Origin of the sequence: Campylobacter sputorum (assembly GCF_002220775.1) — a bacterium.
In the GTDB taxonomy this organism is placed as follows: domain Bacteria; phylum Campylobacterota; class Campylobacteria; order Campylobacterales; family Campylobacteraceae; genus Campylobacter_F; species Campylobacter_F bovis.
Genome location: NZ_CP019685.1, coordinates 664,937 through 680,441, shown reverse-complemented (window position 1 = coordinate 680,441; position 15,505 = coordinate 664,937). Strand labels below are relative to the sequence as shown.

General features: G+C 29.1%; 17 protein-coding genes. 2 read left to right on the top strand and 15 right to left on the bottom strand.

Annotated elements, in window-relative coordinates; genetic code table 11:
- Nucleotides 1–17: 17 nt before the first annotated feature.
- The 6 genes from hisD to CSPB_RS03425 form a co-directional block, all read right to left on the bottom strand.
- Nucleotides 18–1,307, bottom strand: a complete 1,290-nt coding sequence (hisD, locus tag CSPB_RS03450) for a histidinol dehydrogenase (protein WP_089193158.1) — start codon at nt 1,305–1,307, stop codon at nt 18–20.
- Nucleotides 1,308–1,332: 25 nt separating this feature from the next.
- Entirely contained in the window at nt 1,333–2,013 is a 681-nt protein-coding gene (locus tag CSPB_RS03445) for a 1-aminocyclopropane-1-carboxylate deaminase (RefSeq protein ID WP_227484147.1), read from the bottom strand.
- Between the two features lie 166 nt (nt 2,014–2,179).
- Nucleotides 2,180–3,208: an OmpA family protein gene (locus CSPB_RS03440; protein ID WP_089193156.1), complete on the bottom strand. Its 1,029-nt coding sequence runs from the start codon at nt 3,206–3,208 to the stop codon at nt 2,180–2,182.
- On the bottom strand, nt 3,205–4,542 hold the full coding sequence (locus tag CSPB_RS03435) for a MotA/TolQ/ExbB proton channel family protein (protein ID WP_089193155.1): 1,338 nt from the start codon (nt 4,540–4,542) through the stop codon (nt 3,205–3,207). The genes CSPB_RS03440 and CSPB_RS03435 overlap by 4 nt, the downstream gene beginning before the upstream one ends.
- Nucleotides 4,543–4,552: 10 nt before the next feature.
- Nucleotides 4,553–5,617 (bottom strand): class II fructose-bisphosphate aldolase, encoded by a 1,065-nt coding sequence (gene fbaA, locus CSPB_RS03430; protein WP_089193154.1) that lies wholly within the window; start codon nt 5,615–5,617, stop codon nt 4,553–4,555.
- Nucleotides 5,618–5,628: 11 nt separating this feature from the next.
- Nucleotides 5,629–6,441 carry a peptidylprolyl isomerase gene (locus CSPB_RS03425; protein WP_089193153.1) on the bottom strand — a complete coding sequence of 271 codons (813 nt, stop codon included), beginning with the start codon at nt 6,439–6,441 and terminating at the stop codon, nt 5,629–5,631.
- Between the two features lie 126 nt (nt 6,442–6,567).
- Here CSPB_RS03425 and nth point away from each other — a divergent pair, with 126 nt between their 5' ends.
- Nucleotides 6,568–7,209, top strand: a complete 642-nt coding sequence (gene nth, locus CSPB_RS03420) for an endonuclease III (RefSeq protein ID WP_089193152.1) — start codon at nt 6,568–6,570, stop codon at nt 7,207–7,209.
- Complete coding sequence (locus CSPB_RS03415; RefSeq protein WP_089193151.1) at nt 7,206–8,483, top strand: M28 family peptidase; 1,278 nt, start codon at nt 7,206–7,208, stop codon at nt 8,481–8,483. The genes nth and CSPB_RS03415 overlap by 4 nt, the downstream gene beginning before the upstream one ends.
- A gap of 38 nt (nt 8,484–8,521) precedes the next feature.
- On the opposite strand, the gene ychF is transcribed toward CSPB_RS03415, so the two are convergent.
- The 9 genes from ychF to CSPB_RS03370 form a co-directional block, all read right to left on the bottom strand.
- Nucleotides 8,522–9,625 carry a redox-regulated ATPase YchF gene (gene ychF / locus CSPB_RS03410; protein WP_089193150.1) on the bottom strand — a complete coding sequence of 368 codons (1,104 nt, stop codon included), beginning with the start codon at nt 9,623–9,625 and terminating at the stop codon, nt 8,522–8,524.
- Nucleotides 9,625–11,076 (bottom strand): leucyl aminopeptidase, encoded by a 1,452-nt coding sequence (locus CSPB_RS03405; protein WP_089193149.1) that lies wholly within the window; start codon nt 11,074–11,076, stop codon nt 9,625–9,627. Before CSPB_RS03405 ends, ychF begins: the two co-directional genes overlap by 1 nt.
- Nucleotides 11,060–11,671, bottom strand: coding sequence for a DedA family protein (locus CSPB_RS03400; RefSeq protein ID WP_089193148.1), 612 nt, complete (start codon nt 11,669–11,671; stop codon nt 11,060–11,062). Before CSPB_RS03400 ends, CSPB_RS03405 begins: the two co-directional genes overlap by 17 nt.
- A 2-nt stretch (nt 11,672–11,673) precedes the next feature.
- Nucleotides 11,674–12,222, bottom strand: a complete 549-nt coding sequence (gene apt, locus CSPB_RS03395) for an adenine phosphoribosyltransferase (protein WP_089193147.1) — start codon at nt 12,220–12,222, stop codon at nt 11,674–11,676.
- Between the two features lie 9 nt (nt 12,223–12,231).
- Nucleotides 12,232–12,564: a membrane protein gene (locus CSPB_RS03390; RefSeq protein ID WP_033915535.1), complete on the bottom strand. Its 333-nt coding sequence runs from the start codon at nt 12,562–12,564 to the stop codon at nt 12,232–12,234.
- A gap of 1 nt (nt 12,565) precedes the next feature.
- Complete coding sequence (rpiB, locus tag CSPB_RS03385; RefSeq protein ID WP_089193146.1) at nt 12,566–13,003, bottom strand: ribose 5-phosphate isomerase B; 438 nt, start codon at nt 13,001–13,003, stop codon at nt 12,566–12,568.
- Between the two features lie 83 nt (nt 13,004–13,086).
- Complete coding sequence (locus CSPB_RS03380) at nt 13,087–13,512, bottom strand: glycine zipper 2TM domain-containing protein (RefSeq protein ID WP_089193145.1); 426 nt, start codon at nt 13,510–13,512, stop codon at nt 13,087–13,089.
- 55 nt (nt 13,513–13,567) lie between these two features.
- Nucleotides 13,568–14,686 carry a tRNA pseudouridine(13) synthase TruD gene (gene truD / locus CSPB_RS03375; RefSeq protein ID WP_089193144.1) on the bottom strand — a complete coding sequence of 373 codons (1,119 nt, stop codon included), beginning with the start codon at nt 14,684–14,686 and terminating at the stop codon, nt 13,568–13,570.
- A complete protein-coding gene (locus CSPB_RS03370) occupies nt 14,664–15,485 on the bottom strand; it encodes a thiamine-phosphate kinase (RefSeq protein ID WP_033915610.1) in 822 nt (273 codons plus the stop codon). The genes truD and CSPB_RS03370 overlap by 23 nt, the downstream gene beginning before the upstream one ends.
- Between the last annotated feature and the right edge of the window lie 20 nt (nt 15,486–15,505).

Sequence of the window (15,505 nt, the reverse complement as noted above, 5' to 3'; positions counted from 1 at the left end):
AACACAATTAAATAAACTTATTGTTTATTAAATCGTAATTCTACTGATTTTTTATGAGCACCAAGCCCCTCAGCTTCTGCAAGAGACATACATGCTTCACCTAATTCATCTATACCATTTTTACTAATTGATATAATTGAACTTTTCTTAACAAAATTATTGACACTAAGTGGAGAAAAAAATCTAGCACTCCCTCCAGTTGGCAAAGTATGATTTGGTCCCGCTAAATAATCGCCCATTGCTTCAGGCGTATTATGCCCTAAAAATATAGCTCCAGCGTGTTTTATCTTATGTAAATAATCAAATGCATTATCAGTTGCTACCTCAAGGTGTTCAACTGCTAATTCATTCATAAGAAAAACAGCTTCACGCATATCTTTTGCAACAATCATAGCAGCTTTATTTTCTATGCTAGCTCTTGCAATTTTTTCTCTTTGCAATGTCGGTAAAACAGCATTTATTTCATCTTTAATCAAATTTGCAAATTTCTCATCATCAGTTATTAAAAAACTACTTGCTATCTCATCATGCTCTGCTTGAGAAAGTAAATCAACAGCTATATGTTTATAATTTGCACTATTATCAGCCAAAACACCTATCTCACTTGGTCCTGCTATCATATCAATATTTACATCCCCAAAAACAAGTTTTTTAGCAGTTGCTACATATATATTTCCAGGACCTGTTATAACATCTACTTTTTTTATACTTTGTGTTCCATATGCCATAGCTCCAATTGCTGAAGCACCACCAACTTTATATGCATTTTTAATACCAAGTAGATACATAGTAGCTAAAAGCAAGTTATTTACACTGCCATTTATAGCAGGAGTGCAAATTGTTATCTCTTTTACTCCAGCAACTATTGCAGGAATTGCATTCATTAAAAGCGAACTAGGATATGCTGCTTTTCCACCAGGTATATAAAGTCCAGCCCTATCAACTGGTGTAACTTTTTGACCCAAAATTGTGCCATTTTCTTCAAAACTAAGCCAAGTTTTTTCAATCTGTTTTTCATGATAAGATTTTATTCTATCATATGCAATTTTTAATGCTTTTTTTAAATTCTCATCTAAAGAATTATATGCGTTTTTCATTTCATCATTAGAAATTTTTAGAGCATTTGTAGCATCCCATTTGTCAAATTTAGCAATCTGCTCTACTAAAGCCTCATCACCTCTTTTTTTTATATTATCCATTATGTCTTTAACAACTGGTATAACGCTGCTCATATCATTATCTGATCTATGAACTAATTTGTCAAACTCACTTTGAAAGTTTTTATCTGTTGATTTTAGTATTTTCATATAAGTCCTTTTTATAATAATTATACTATAAATTTGAAATACCTTTATATTTATAACGCTCTAGTTGGCTTATATTGCCTATAATTCCACCTTGATGTATATAAAGAATAGGATTTTTAAATTTATCTAAATTTGAAAAAAGAGTTAAAAATCCAACCGGATCATAAATCAAATCAAATTGTATTTTTGTTTCATCAAACAACTCTTTCCAAATTTCATAAAGTTCTTTTTTGATATCTCCAAAAGTATATTTTTTTGGAGGATTTAAAATTTGAACCTTAGAGTTTGGATCAAGTTCATAAATTTGCTCTTTTAAATAATTTGTATCGCCAACGCAAGGTGTGGTAAAAACATTAAATTTTATATTTTTTGATAGATACGCTGCACTTGCACCAGTTCCACTTGGTAAAAAGATATCAAATTTAATGTTTTGTTTTTTAGAAAAATTATCTATAAACTCGGCTTGTTTTACAAAACCAAATTCGGCTTCTTTTTGAGCTACGCCCTCTTTTATAAAAAGTGTTTTGGTATCGACTAAATTTTTTGCAAAATTTTCTCTATCTTTATCCACAAAATATTTCATACCATTTTCAATGGCAAATTTAAAGTTTCCAACGGGATTTTCTTTTAGCTTATTGCCAATATGATCGCATACATAAATAAAATCTAAATTATGTCTTTTTGCAAAAACACTTATGCTATACATTGCATTTGACTGATTTGAGCCATAACTTACTATTTTATCAAATTTACTAATGTCAAAATGTAAAAAATACTCTAACTTTCTAGCTTTATTTCCATTAAAATCACCGTCAATTAAATCATCTCTTAAAATGAAAAAATTAACATTTCTAAAAGAAATTTTATCAATTCTAGTTATTTTTAAGCTCCAGAAATTTCTCTATCTCTTCCATAGCTTCTTTGTTTGAGATGGAAAATTTTATTTCTATTCTTCTTGATGCAACTTTATCTTCTATTCCATCTTTTTTAATTGTATCCAAAAAACTTCTTCCGCTTGCTACAAGATATTTTTGTAAATTTTTGTCATTATTCCAAGTGTATATAAATTTCATAACCTCATAAGCTCTTTTTTGAGATAAATCAAGATTGTAAAGATAGCCGCCATCACTATCTGTATGCCCTTCTATCATAATTTGATCGATATTTGGACGAATTTCATCGCTAAGTAAAACATTAAGATATTTTTGCAATGTATTTTTTAAATACTCTTTTGAATCTTCTTTAAGATTCCATGAAACCACATCAAAAAGTACTGATGAAAGAAGAGATATAGCTCCACTATTTTTGTCTATTTTAATGTCATTTCCAAGCTCTTTTTGCAAAGTTTCTATAACTTTTACTCTTATGCCACTTAAACTTTTTACTTTTTGTTTTGTAACATTAAAATCGCTATAAAGTTCATTATATTTAATATCTTTATCAGCAATAACACTTTGTAAATTTAAAATCTCATTTTGAAGCATAATTACAGTTGAGTTAAGATCATTAAGCGTTAGGTTTGCATCTTGTAATTCTTGCTTGAATGTCAAATTTGAGCTTTCAAGTTTGGTAGCATTTGATTCTAAATCAATAAGTCTTGCACTAATCCACTCGTTTAAAATTTCTAGTTGTTTGTTTTGGTCTTGTGCTGCATTTAAATTTTGCAATACATCGCTAAGAATTTTCTGTTTTTTTTCAAGTTCTTTATTGCTAAGTTCTAAATTTTGTTCTTTTAAAATTAAATTTTGTTTAAGGATACTTAAATCGTGTTTTGCAAAGAAATATCTAATAAAAATAGCTCCCAAAACAAGAATAAATACAAAAAGTAATCCAGCCATCAAATCAGCATAAGCTATCCAAAAATTACTATTTGTATCGTTATGAGAGTTTTTTACTTTCATTTACTACTTTCTTGGGACATATCTTCATCTAATTTATTAATTTTATCTAAAACTTTATTAACCTCTTCATCTAATTTATCAACATTTTTCTTATATTCACCAATCATCTCTTCGCTATTTGTATCATAAATATCAGAATTTTCTTTTTCAAAAACCTCTTTAAAAGATTTCATTCCCTCAAAAATGCTCTTTTGAAAACCTTCCATAGATATCTTTTGCTTATCTAAAATATTTTCACTAAATTTACTTAATGAAAGATTAAATTTATAAATATTTTCTTCAAAAGTAGATATTATTTTTTCTATCTTACTCAATCTATCTTCAGAAAGATCGTGCAATCTAGTATATTGTTTAGAAAAATCAAGTTGCAATTCTTTAAGATTTGAACTAAATGCATGAAGTATGTTTAACATTTCTGCATGAACTTTTACTATATCTTTTTGATCTCTTTGCGAGCGAAGAAGCATATCTGAAGTATGTTTTATATGTTCTGAGCTAAGTTTGACTGCTTTTTCTTCTGTAAGAAGAATATTTTTAAATGTTTCAAATTTTTTCTCAACAGAATTATTTAATTCATTAAAAAACTCTTGATTTGCAACATAACCGAAAATAACGCCTATTTTATCAAAATGTTTTAAACTCTCACTTAGATATCTCTGTTCTATATCTTCTTTTGTCCAAAAAAATCCGCTTGTATCATTTCTAAGTCTATTTATAATTTTCTCAAATCTACTCATACCATATTTTTCAAAAAACAACCACCATAATGCAAGGAAAATACCATAAATAGATATATAAAATGCAGTTCCAACACCACTAAGAAGCCCTGAGATTTCTATTTCTAAATTACCAAAATTCTCAGTTTCAAATTTTGGCATAGAAATAGCAATACTAAGAAATGTCCCAAGAATTCCAAGCATTGGAAAAACAACTGCTCCAACAGATGCAAAATGCTCGTTTCTTGCATGTCTTGAATGGTTTTCTACAAATTCATCAAAACCGGCATTTGATCTTTTTTCACCAGCTATTGTAAGTAAATTTTTTATGATGTATTTTCTTAAATCTTTTTTAAATTCATCAAGTTGATGCTCGAAAATACTGCACCCAAGCTCTGCACTATGTCTTGCAAAAATCAAAGATACAATATAAATAACACCCATCATAATTACAGTATGCAAACCAACTTCAAAATTTATATATTTAAAATATCCCAATAAAAACACAATATAAAAGATAGTAGGCAAAACTATAATCTTAAAATAAACCAATCTAGTTTGACTAGCCTGAATCTCACTTAAATTTAACTCAGAAAATGCATCATTTTTCAAATCCATTAAAACTACCTTAATTTTTATTGACACAATTTAAATTTTCGTAAGCCACACTAAGTCTTTTTATAACGCTTTCTTCGCCACATCTTAGCCATTTTCTAGGATCGTAATATTTTTTATTTGGCTTATCTTCACCATCTGGATTGCCGATTTGACCTTGCAAATAAGCTCTATTTTCAAGTTCATATTCTCTTACACCATCCCAAAATGCCCACTGAGTATCTGTGTCTATATTCATTTTAACAACGCCATATCTTACGGCATCTTTTATGTCTTTTATCTCACTTCCACTTCCACCATGAAAAACAAATTTAATAGGTTTGTCATCTTTTAAATTTAATTTTTCTTTTAGATATTTTTGAGAATTAGCTAAAATTTCGGGTCTTAAAACAACATTTCCTGGTTTATAAACACCATGAACATTACCAAAACTAGCAGCTATACTAAAAGCATCTCCTATCTTAGAAAGTCTTTCATACGCTAAAGCCACATCTTTTGGCTGTGTATACAAAAGTGCATTATCAACGCTAGTATTGTCAACACCATCTTCTTCGCCACCAGTTACTCCAAGTTCAATTTCTATTGAAACACCAAGTTCTTTAAAACTTTTAAAGTATTCTTCACAAGTTGTTAAATTTTCATCTAAACTTTCTTCGCTTAAATCAAGCATATGAGAGCTAAAAAGTGGTTTTTTATGCCTAGCAAAATATATTTTATTTGCCTCAACTAAACCATCTATCCAAGGAAGTAGTTTTCTTGCAGCATGATCTGTATGCAAAATAACTGGAATCCCGTAGTGTTCAGATAAAATATGAACATGTTTTGCTCCTGCAATCCCGCCTATTACACCAGCATTTGGACAACCTTTGCCTGCATAAAAACTAGCGCCTCCATTTGAAAATTGGATAATAACGGGCGAATTAACTTTCTTAGCTGTTTCTAAAACCGCATTTATAGAGTTGCTACCAACCACATTTACAGCAGGAATCGCAAAGCCATTTTCTTTAGCATAATCATATAGTCTAACAACATCATTACCAAATAATACACCTGGTTTTACTACATCTAAAACGCCCATTTTATCACCTTTTATTTAGAATAAGTTATTTTTGCATTTTGTTTTAAATCTTGAATCTTACTTTGCATTTTGCCTTTAAATTGCTGCAATTTAAGTGAATTTTCTACCTCATCTTTTACATCATTATAAGGTATTGTTCCTTCTGGTCTTTCATCTTCTTTTAATATAACATGATAACCAAATTGTGATTTTACTGGATTTTTACTAAGTTCGCCTTTTTTAAGACTTGCTACAGCATCAGCAAAAGGTTTTACCATTTTTGATTTTTCAAACCATCCAAGCTCTCCACCTTGTCTTGCACTTCCATCATCTATTGATTTTTCTTTAGCAAGTTCTGCAAATTTATTTTCTAAATCTTTACCTTTAAATGCTTGTAATGATTTTATAGCATCTTTTGCTCCTTTTTCATTATCTATAGCAAATAGTATATGTTTAGCTTTTAATTGTCCAGGTCTTTTAAAAAGTCTATCTTTGTTTGTATCATAAAATTTTTTAATATCTGCTTCACTAACTTTTATATCATCAAAAATCTTTTTCATATAAATATCAGCCATTATTTTTTCTTCTAAATTTTTCAAAGATTTTGTATATTCAGGCTCTTTTTGAATACCGATTTTTTTAGCATCATCTACTATAAGTTTATATTCTATTGCTTGATCAATAAGTTGCTTTTTATGTTCTGGCGACATTTTATTTAATTGTATACCAGGGATTGCCTCAAGTTCTTCAGATGTTATGTTTTGCCCATTAACAGTTGCTAAAACCGCTGCATTTAAACTAATAGCCGTAGCTAAACTAAGTGTTGTAAAAACTAATTTTCTCATAAATTTTCCTTTATTTTTTTGTTTTAAATAAACAGTTTTAATTATATCATAAAACAAATTTATCATTTATAAATAAAACTTACTTTTTTAAAAAAAATTAATCAATATTTAGATAAACTTAAATTCATGAATAAAAAAGATATTTTAACAATAAAATCTCGTCTTATAGAAAATTATAAAGATGCAAAAAGCGAACTTAAATTTAATAACCTTTATGAACTTATAGTATGCGTTATGCTCTCGGCACAATGCACTGATAAAAGGGTAAATTTAATAACTCCTAGTTTGTTTGAAAATTATCCTGATGTCATCTCGCTTTCAAAAGCAAATTTAAATAGTCTTAAAACAATAATAAATTCATGTAGTTTTTTTAACAACAAAGCTTCAAATTTAATAAAAATGGCAAAAAATGTGGTTGAAAATTTTAACTCAGAAATTCCATTAAACGAAAAAGATTTGATGAGTTTAGAAGGTGTTGGACAAAAAACAGCACATGTTGTATTGCTTGAGTGGCAAAATGAAAATGTAATGGCTGTTGATACGCATGTTTTTAGAGTTGCTCATAGACTAAATTTAAGCAAAGCAAAAACTCCACAAAACACAGAACTTGATCTTACAAGATTGTTTAAAACGGATCTTAATAAACTTCACCAAGCTATGGTGCTTTTTGGAAGATATGTTTGTAAAGCCATAAAACCACAATGCGATAAATGTATTTTAAATGATATTTGCAAAAGTAAAGATAAAACATTTAAGGAGAAAGTATGAAAAAAGTTATGGATTATTTTAAAGAAATTTGTGCAATTCCACACGCTAGTTTTCAAACAGATGAATTAAAAGAATATTTGTTAAAACATTGTGAAAAATGCGGTTTTGAGGCTAAAGTTGATGAAGCTGGAAACATTTATGCCATAAAAGGCGATCCAAAAGTATGTTTGCAAAGCCACTATGATATGGTGTGTGTGGGAGATGCACCAAATTTGGTTTTAGAGCAAAAAGATGGATTTTTAAGAGCAAAAAACTCGAGCTTAGGGGCAGACAATGGAATTGGTATTGCGATAAGTATGGTTATGATGGAAGAGTTTAAAAATTTAGAAGTTATTTTTACCAACAATGAAGAAGTCGGACTTTGGGGAGCTGCTAAATTTAACTATAAAATAAAAAGCGGTAAAGTTTTAAACCTTGATAGCGAAGAAGATGATAGAGTTTCCATAGGTTGTGCAGGAAGTGTAGATATGTATGCAAACAAAATTATCAAAAAAATACCTCACAATGGATTTGTTTATGAGCTTAATTTAAGTGGTTTTCCTGGCGGTCATAGCGGCACACAAATAGATCAAAACATACCAAATGCAATAAAATTTCTAGTTAAATTTATAAAAGAAAATAACGGAAAGATATCTAAATTTGATGGTGGCGAAAGAAGAAACTCAATAGCTGCAAATGCTAGTGCAATAGCAGTTTTTGATACAGAGATAAAAAACACACCAGAATACATAAAAGCAAATTTAATAGGAAAACAAGATTGTGAAATTTACGACTTTAGTGATGATTTATTAAATATGCTTGTACTTTTTTCACAAGGCGTTAGAACTTATAATAAAGAGTTAAAAATACCAGGAGATAGTATAAATTTATCAACCGCTAAAGAAAAAGAAGGTAAGTTTGAAGTGCTATTTTTTGCAAGATCTATGTCTAAAGAAGGCTTGGAAAATAGCAAATTTGAAACAAAAACTCTATGTGAGTGCTTTGGTTTTGACTTTAAATTCCAAAACCAAACAACACCTTGGAATCCTCAAGTAAACGAATTTAGTGAAATTGTATTAAAAGCCCTTAAAAAATACTCACCAAATGCCAAATTTGCAGCAGTTCATGCTGGTCTTGAATGTGGTGTTTTTATAGGCAAAGACGAGAGCTTACTCGCAACTTCTATAGGACCAAATATATTTAATCCTCATAGCATAAATGAAAAAGTAGAATTAAAATCAGTTGATATTATTGAAAAAGCAGTTAAAGATATATTAAAAGATATCGGTGCATAAAATTTACCTTATGGATTATCCATAAGGTAAAAAATAATCTAAACATTAAATCTAAAATGCATTACATCGCCATCAGCTACTATGTATTCTTTGCCTTCTAATCTTAACTTTCCAGCCTCTTTTGCACCACTTTCGCCTTTATAAGTAATAAAATCATCATAACTTATAACTTCAGCTTTTATAAAACCTTTTTCAAAATCATTATGTATAACAGAGGCTGCTTTTGGTGCCTTCCAACCATTTGTTATAGTCCAAGACCTAACTTCTTGAACTCCAGCTGTAAAATAGTTTATTAAATTTAATTTTCTAAAAGCTGTTCTAATAATTTGATTTAATCCACTAATTTCGCCACCAATTGATTCTAAAAATTCAATAGCTTCCTCATCTTCAAGTCCTATCATATCTTCTTCTATTTTAGAACAAATTTTTACAACTTCATGACCACTTTTTGCAGCATATTCTCTAACATTTTTTACATATTTATTATCTTCTACAATAGCATCTTCATCAACATTTGCAACATAAATAACTTCTTTTGCCGAAAGAAGTCTTAGCTCTTTATTTAAAGAGATAAACACTTCATCATCTTTTTTATCAAAAGAAGATGCATTTTTTCCATCATTTAAATGTTCTAACAACTCATTTGCTATACTAAGCAATTCTTTTGCACCTTTTTGTCCGCTTTTTGTGTCTTTTTCTAATCTAATTATTTTTTTACTAAGTTGTTCAATATCTGCTAAAATAAGCTCTGTTTCTATAATACCAATATCTCTTATAGGATCTATGTTTCCCTCAACATGAGTTATATTTTCATTTTCAAAACATCTTAACATATGCAATATAACTTCAACTTCTCTAATATTTGAAAGAAATTTATTTCCTAATCCCTCTCCTTTACTAGCTCCTTTTACAAGACCAGCAATATCTACAAATTCTACCATAGAATGCACTATGCGATTTGGATTTACTATCTTTGCAAGTTCATTTAATCTAAAATCAGGCACAGGAACTACGGCCTTATTTGGCTCAATAGTACAAAAAGGATAGTTTGCAGCCTCAGCATTTTGTGCTTTTGTAAGAGCATTGAAAGTTGTTGATTTTCCAACATTTGGAAGTCCTACTATGCCAACGCCAAGCCCCATTATATCTCCTTTGCTAACTCTTGCATAAAATACAGGTTCATTCTAACCCCAGCTCCACTTGCACCAAAAGTATTATAACCCCAAGCTTTTTCAACATAAGCAGGTCCAGCAATATCAAGATGAATCCACTTATCTTTATACTCATCTTTTATAAATTTATCTAAAAATAGCCCTGCAGTTATTGATCCGCCGTATCTACTAGATGCGTTATTGCTAACATCTGCGATATTGCTTTTTATAAGTTCACTTAGATATGGATTAAAATCTAGCACCGTTGCAAGCTCTCCACTTTTTTTCATAAGTGTTTTAAATTTATACTTTAATTCATCGTTATTTCCTAAAATTCCACTAGTATATTCTCCAAGTCCAACAACACAAGCTCCGGTTAATGTAGCCATATCTATAAGTATGTCTGGCTTAAAATCTTGAGCATAACTAAGACAATCAGCCAAAACAAGCCTACCCTCGGCATCAGTATTTCTTACTTCTATACTTACACCGCTTCTTGATATCAATACATCATCTGGTTTAAATGAATTTCCACCTATCATATTTTCAGTTGCACCCAAAATAGCATGAATTTCAAAAGGAAGTTCAAGTTCACTTGCTCCTTTTATAATCCCAAGTGCAGCTGCTGCACCACTTTTATCACTCTTCATAGTAACCATATAATCGCTTGGCTTTAAGCTAAGTCCACCACTATCATAAGTTAAACCTTTACCAACAAAAATAATTCTTTTAAAAGGTTTTTTTGGTTTATAAATAAGATGTATAAGACGGGGAGGATTTGTGCTTGAGCGATTTACTGCTAAAAAAGCATTCATTTTTTCTTTTTTCAAAAAGTTTTCATCAAACACATTGCACTCAACATTTTTTAAAGTTTTTGCAAGAGTTTTGGCATCTTCTGCCATTTTGATAGGTGTATAAATTTCAGGAATTTCATTTACTATATCTTTTGTGAAATTTGTAGCTTTTGCCATTATAAGACCATGCGAAATACCATCTTGAATTTCTTCTTTACTTATTTTTTTGTCGTTATACTCATCATTAGAAAAAATAACTTTATTTAAACTGATTTTCTTTTTTTCGCTCTTATATTTATCAAAATTATAACTAGATAATTCAAAACCTTCAACCACACTTTGTATGCTCATTTTTATACATTTATCTGCATATATTGCTATTTTTGCACTTTTTATATTTAAATTTTTAAGCATATTAAAAGCTTTTGAAGAAGCTATTCTTAACTCATCATACTCTAAGCTTTTTATACCTACATAAAGTCTTTTTTTATCACATAAAAAAAGCTCTGAATCACCTTTGTAATTAAAAAATTTAAACTCTGCGCTATCTTGTATAAATTTATGTTTTAAGTTTTTATCTATTACAAAAATAATTTCAATATCAGCTTTTATAAATTTAATATTTTTATTTTCAAATTGAAATTGCATTTTTTCTATACTTCCTTTCGTTTAAAATTTTTGCTTCTATTTTTTTCATAGTGTAAAAAAAGCCAACAACTATGAGTAGTATTATAGGAACAGCAAAATACCATCTTTCCTCTATAAAAGTAACTATATCCCAAATTTGTTGACCAAAATACCAAGCTAATGCTATTGTAATTGCAGCCCAAACCCAAGCACTTATTAAATTTATAAAACCAAATTTTTTAGCACTATATCTAGTTATACCTATACTCATAGGAATAACGGTTCTAAAACCATACATATATCTTTGTAAAAAAATTATAGGCCAACCATATTTTTTAAGCAATAAATGTGCTACAGCAAATTTACGCCTTTGAGAGTGAAGTTTTTTAGTTATATATTTTTTATTATATCTACCTATATAAAAATAAATTTGATCTCCTAAAAATCCTCCAAGTCCTGCTGTAAAAATAGCAAGACCTAAATTTACATGCCCTTCATGGGCCAATATACCGCCAAGTATAAGTGCAAGTTCTCCTTCTAAAATACACCAAAAAAATAGTATCAAATATGCATATTGGTGGTATTGAAGCATTAAATCTTTTAAATAATCTTCCACGCCTATACCTCTAAAACGCTATAGACATTAACTATTTTTTTTAAATCTCTACTTCCGCCTAAATTAATCAAATCTATTAAAAAACACGCTTCTATACAATTTCCACCAGCTTGTTTTATTAAATCAACAGAAGCCTTTGCTGTTCCACCTGTTGCTATAAGATCATCTATTAGCAATACTCTTGCCTTATCTATACCACTAAATGCATCAACATGAATTTCTATCTCATCTACTCCATATTCAAGTGAATATTTTTGAGAAATAGTCATATATGGAAGCTTTCCTGGTTTTCTAATGGGTATAAAACCTATACCTAATCTTGCACAAAGTGCTCCACCGAAAATAAAACCTCTACTTTCTATACCTGCAATAAAATCTATATTTTTGTTATTATATCTACTACTTAAATGATCTAATAGCATATTAAATGCAACTTTGTTATTTAAAAGAGTAGTAATATCTTTAAAAACAACTTTAGGTTTTGGGAAATCATTGATATCTCTTATACTATTAAGAAGATATTGTCTGCTTTTTTCATCAAGTTCTTGCATAAATTTTCCTTATAATAATGCCTCTATTTTACCTTCTAACTCTCTTATTCTTTGTCTTAATTTATCATTTTCTATTCGGTATTGAGAATTTCTAGTTCTTAGCGAAACAACATCAGATTTTACTTTATTTAGCTCTTCTGTAAGTATATCTATATTACCCAAAGAACGCTGAAGTTGAACCTGAAGTTTTCTTATAAGAAGTTCAGTGTCATCTATATTACTCTTCATAAAATCTTTTATAGAGGATTCTTTTTTAAGAAGCGAACGAAAATAATATGCCTTTACAAAAAGATAAATACAAGCACATATTAAAAAAGTTAAAACAACCCAATTTGTAAACATATCAAACCTTTAGTTTGTCAATTCGGCGCTGATGTCTTCCGCCTTCAAATTCAGTGGAAAAAAAAGTTTCAACGATATCTTTTATCTCGCCAATGTCCAAAATTCTACCACCAAAAGCAAGAACATTAGCATCATTATGAAGTCTTGAAAGTTTTGCAGTATAAGTGTCGTGACATAATGCACACCTAATGTGATTATACCTATTTGCAGCAATTGAAATTCCTATCCCACTACCACAAATCAAAACTCCATAAATTTCACTATCTGTTATTTTTAGACTAAGAAGTTTAGCAAAATCAGGATAATCCACGCTTATATCAGCATTATCACATCCTAAATCAACTAAATTATAGCCAAGTTTTAAGAGTAAATTTTTAGTATATTCTTTAGCCTCAAACCCGGCATGATCACTTGCTATAAAAATTTCTTTTATTTTCATTAATACTACCCGATAGATAAAGTTTTTTATTATAGCACTTGTTGTTTTAATGCTTAATTAAGAAAATAAAAATCAAGATAATTTTATCTAACTTCTATTGTTATGCTATTTAGTTTTTTATTTGAAATTTCATAATACTCTTTGCCATTATAATATCCGATATTTTTATATCCAGTTAAAACTTCTCTTTGCGTTGTATTATCACAATTATTTTTTGATTTCATATTTCCCTGAACTTTATTTCCTGTATAACCACCAGCCGTAGCGCCTACTATAGTAGCTATAGTTTTTCCAGTGCCACCGCCTATTTGATTGCCTAAAACACCGCCAGCTACACCTCCTATTACAGTTCCTAAAATATTGTTTTCATCAGAAGAACCGCTCACATCACAATTTGTGTTAGATGCTTGTTTTTCATAAAGAGGAATTACTTTTGTAACATCAATTTGTATTGTTTTTGCAAAACCCAAAACACAAAAGCATGTTAGAATACAAAATATCTTTTTCATCTTTCATCCTTTAAATTATATTTGTGGCGATTATACATTTAATTTATAAATATTTTTACCAACAATCATCAAAAATATCTCTATGAAGAATTTCTTCTAAAATAACAGTAGCGTATGAACCTTTTGGTAAATAAAAGCTTAAGCTAAATTGTGCCATATCCTCATTGTATTTATATTCTAAATCATCAAGATAACTCCAAGCAAATCTTCTTGTTCCATTAAGTTTATCCATAAATTTAGTTGTCTCATAAAAAATTTCATCTTCTAAGTGTTTTGCTAAGCCTTTGGCTTGTATGGTTTTACCTCCAAAAATAAGCCCTATACTCGTTATATCTCTTTTAGCAAATCTTTCAAGCTCACTTTGCAAATTCTCACAAATAAAGCATTTACCAAATGGATAATGCCCTAAAACTTCGCCATCAAAAAGCTTATAAAACTGGGTTTGATTTTTTAAATTTCTAATAACATCTTTATCAAATTTATAAATATCTGCAATCTCTTTTTGGCTAAACTCAGAACAAAATTTTGAAATTTCAACTCTTTTAGACAACCAAGCATTAAAAAGATTACTTTGATATGCCGAAATCATGAGTTTTGAAATTTTAGTATTTTTTATCTTTTTTTTTCCGCTTAATATCGCCTTGCCCTCGTCTGCATTATCGCCAAATTTACCAAACCTTTGATAACCAAAATAATTTGCAAAACCTATTTTATTAAGAGTAGCAAGTGCATCTGAGAGTTTTTGTGCTTCTATTGAATTTACTTTTTTTAGTTTTATAAAAAAATTATTTCCTTTTAAATGCCCTATTCTAAGCTTGTTGTTATGGCAATTTAAGCTTAATATTTTCATCTTTTGATGCGAAAAATTTTCTAATGTTTTTTCAAATTTTCTAGGCATTGATATAAACTGGGTTGTCATTCCTTCTTTATCTTTTAGACCAGCATAACCAAAATCTCGCATTTTCACGCCACTTACTTCACTTAATAAATGCAAAGCATCATAAGTTGTAAGATCTTTTTTTTGAATTTCAACTATGAGATGTTCTCCATCTCCACTCCACTCATAAAGCGGTACTTCTCTAACAACAAAATCATTTGAATTTTTAGAAAAATATGCATTTATAGGCGAATGGTTTAACACAAATGTTTTATTAAAAATGTTCTGTTTTTCCATATCTTTTATATCTTCCTTTTATAACTTTTGCAAATGGCGTTACTTTTATCCTAGCTTTTTTAGCCTCATTTAAAACTCTATTTAATTTTCTTTTTTCTACACTAAAAAGTATCTCATACTCCTCGCCACTTCTTAGTTCAAATTTACTAAGTTTTTTAATAAATTTAAAATTTACACCATTTATATCAGCCAAGCGTTCTAAATCTCTACTTAAACCATCGCTTATATCCATAGCTGCATTTATAAATTTACTAGATTTATAAAAAAACTTATCTCTTAAAATAGGTTTAAAAAATCTTGATTTTAAGTTTGGCTTTCCAAGTCTTTGAAGTATTTGTAGGGATTTTAAAGATGATCCAAGCTCACCTGTAAAGCACAAAATATCTCCCATTTTAAGATTTTTTCTCATAGTTGGCTTTGAAATAAGCTCTCCTATCATGGTTACAGATATACTAAGCAAATCACTGCTTATAGTATCTCCGCCTATTATTTCTATATTAAATTCATTGCAAGCCTTGTTAAATCCATCATAAAGAGCTTTTATATCATCTTTTTTTATATTTTTAGGGACACTAAGTCCTATTAAAGCATACTTTGGTAAAGCATTCATGACTATGATATCAGAAATATTTACAATCATTGATTTATACGCAATTTCTTTATGACTTAGCCAACCTTTTTTAAAGTGTGAATTTTCGCAAAACAAATCTTTAGCATAAACTAAATTTCCAACAACAGCACAATCATCGCCTATAAACTTGCTTTTAAAATGAGATATTATAAATTTTTCTTTATCCATAGTTTCATATTTTATAAAAA

What these genes read in the sequence shown, in the direction of transcription:
- fbaA (WP_089193154.1), bottom strand. Translation starts at nt 5,617, where the DNA reads ATGGGCGTTTTAGATGTAGTAAAACCAGGTGTATTATTTGGTAATGAT.
- CSPB_RS03425 (WP_089193153.1), bottom strand. Translation starts at nt 6,441, where the DNA reads ATGAGAAAATTAGTTTTTACAACACTTAGTTTAGCTACGGCTATTAGT.
- CSPB_RS03435 (WP_089193155.1), bottom strand. Translation starts at nt 4,542, where the DNA reads ATGGATTTGAAAAATGATGCATTTTCTGAGTTAAATTTAAGTGAGATT.
- CSPB_RS03405 (WP_089193149.1), bottom strand. Translation starts at nt 11,076, where the DNA reads ATGCAATTTCAATTTGAAAATAAAAATATTAAATTTATAAAAGCTGAT.
- ychF (WP_089193150.1), bottom strand. Translation starts at nt 9,625, where the DNA reads ATGGGGCTTGGCGTTGGCATAGTAGGACTTCCAAATGTTGGAAAATCA.
- CSPB_RS03380 (WP_089193145.1), bottom strand. Translation starts at nt 13,512, where the DNA reads ATGAAAAAGATATTTTGTATTCTAACATGCTTTTGTGTTTTGGGTTTT.
- CSPB_RS03440 (WP_089193156.1), bottom strand. Translation starts at nt 3,208, where the DNA reads ATGAAAGTAAAAAACTCTCATAACGATACAAATAGTAATTTTTGGATA.
- CSPB_RS03445 (WP_227484147.1), bottom strand. Translation starts at nt 2,013, where the DNA reads ATGTATAGCATAAGTGTTTTTGCAAAAAGACATAATTTAGATTTTATT.
- hisD (WP_089193158.1), bottom strand. Translation starts at nt 1,307, where the DNA reads ATGAAAATACTAAAATCAACAGATAAAAACTTTCAAAGTGAGTTTGAC.
- rpiB (WP_089193146.1), bottom strand. Translation starts at nt 13,003, where the DNA reads ATGAAAATAAAAGAAATTTTTATAGCAAGTGATCATGCCGGGTTTGAG.
- CSPB_RS03370 (WP_033915610.1), bottom strand. Translation starts at nt 15,485, where the DNA reads ATGGATAAAGAAAAATTTATAATATCTCATTTTAAAAGCAAGTTTATA.
- CSPB_RS03415 (WP_089193151.1), top strand. Translation starts at nt 7,206, where the DNA reads ATGAAAAAAGTTATGGATTATTTTAAAGAAATTTGTGCAATTCCACAC.
- nth (WP_089193152.1), top strand. Translation starts at nt 6,568, where the DNA reads ATGAATAAAAAAGATATTTTAACAATAAAATCTCGTCTTATAGAAAAT.
- apt (WP_089193147.1), bottom strand. Translation starts at nt 12,222, where the DNA reads ATGCAAGAACTTGATGAAAAAAGCAGACAATATCTTCTTAATAGTATA.
- CSPB_RS03390 (WP_033915535.1), bottom strand. Translation starts at nt 12,564, where the DNA reads ATGTTTACAAATTGGGTTGTTTTAACTTTTTTAATATGTGCTTGTATT.
- truD (WP_089193144.1), bottom strand. Translation starts at nt 14,686, where the DNA reads ATGGAAAAACAGAACATTTTTAATAAAACATTTGTGTTAAACCATTCG.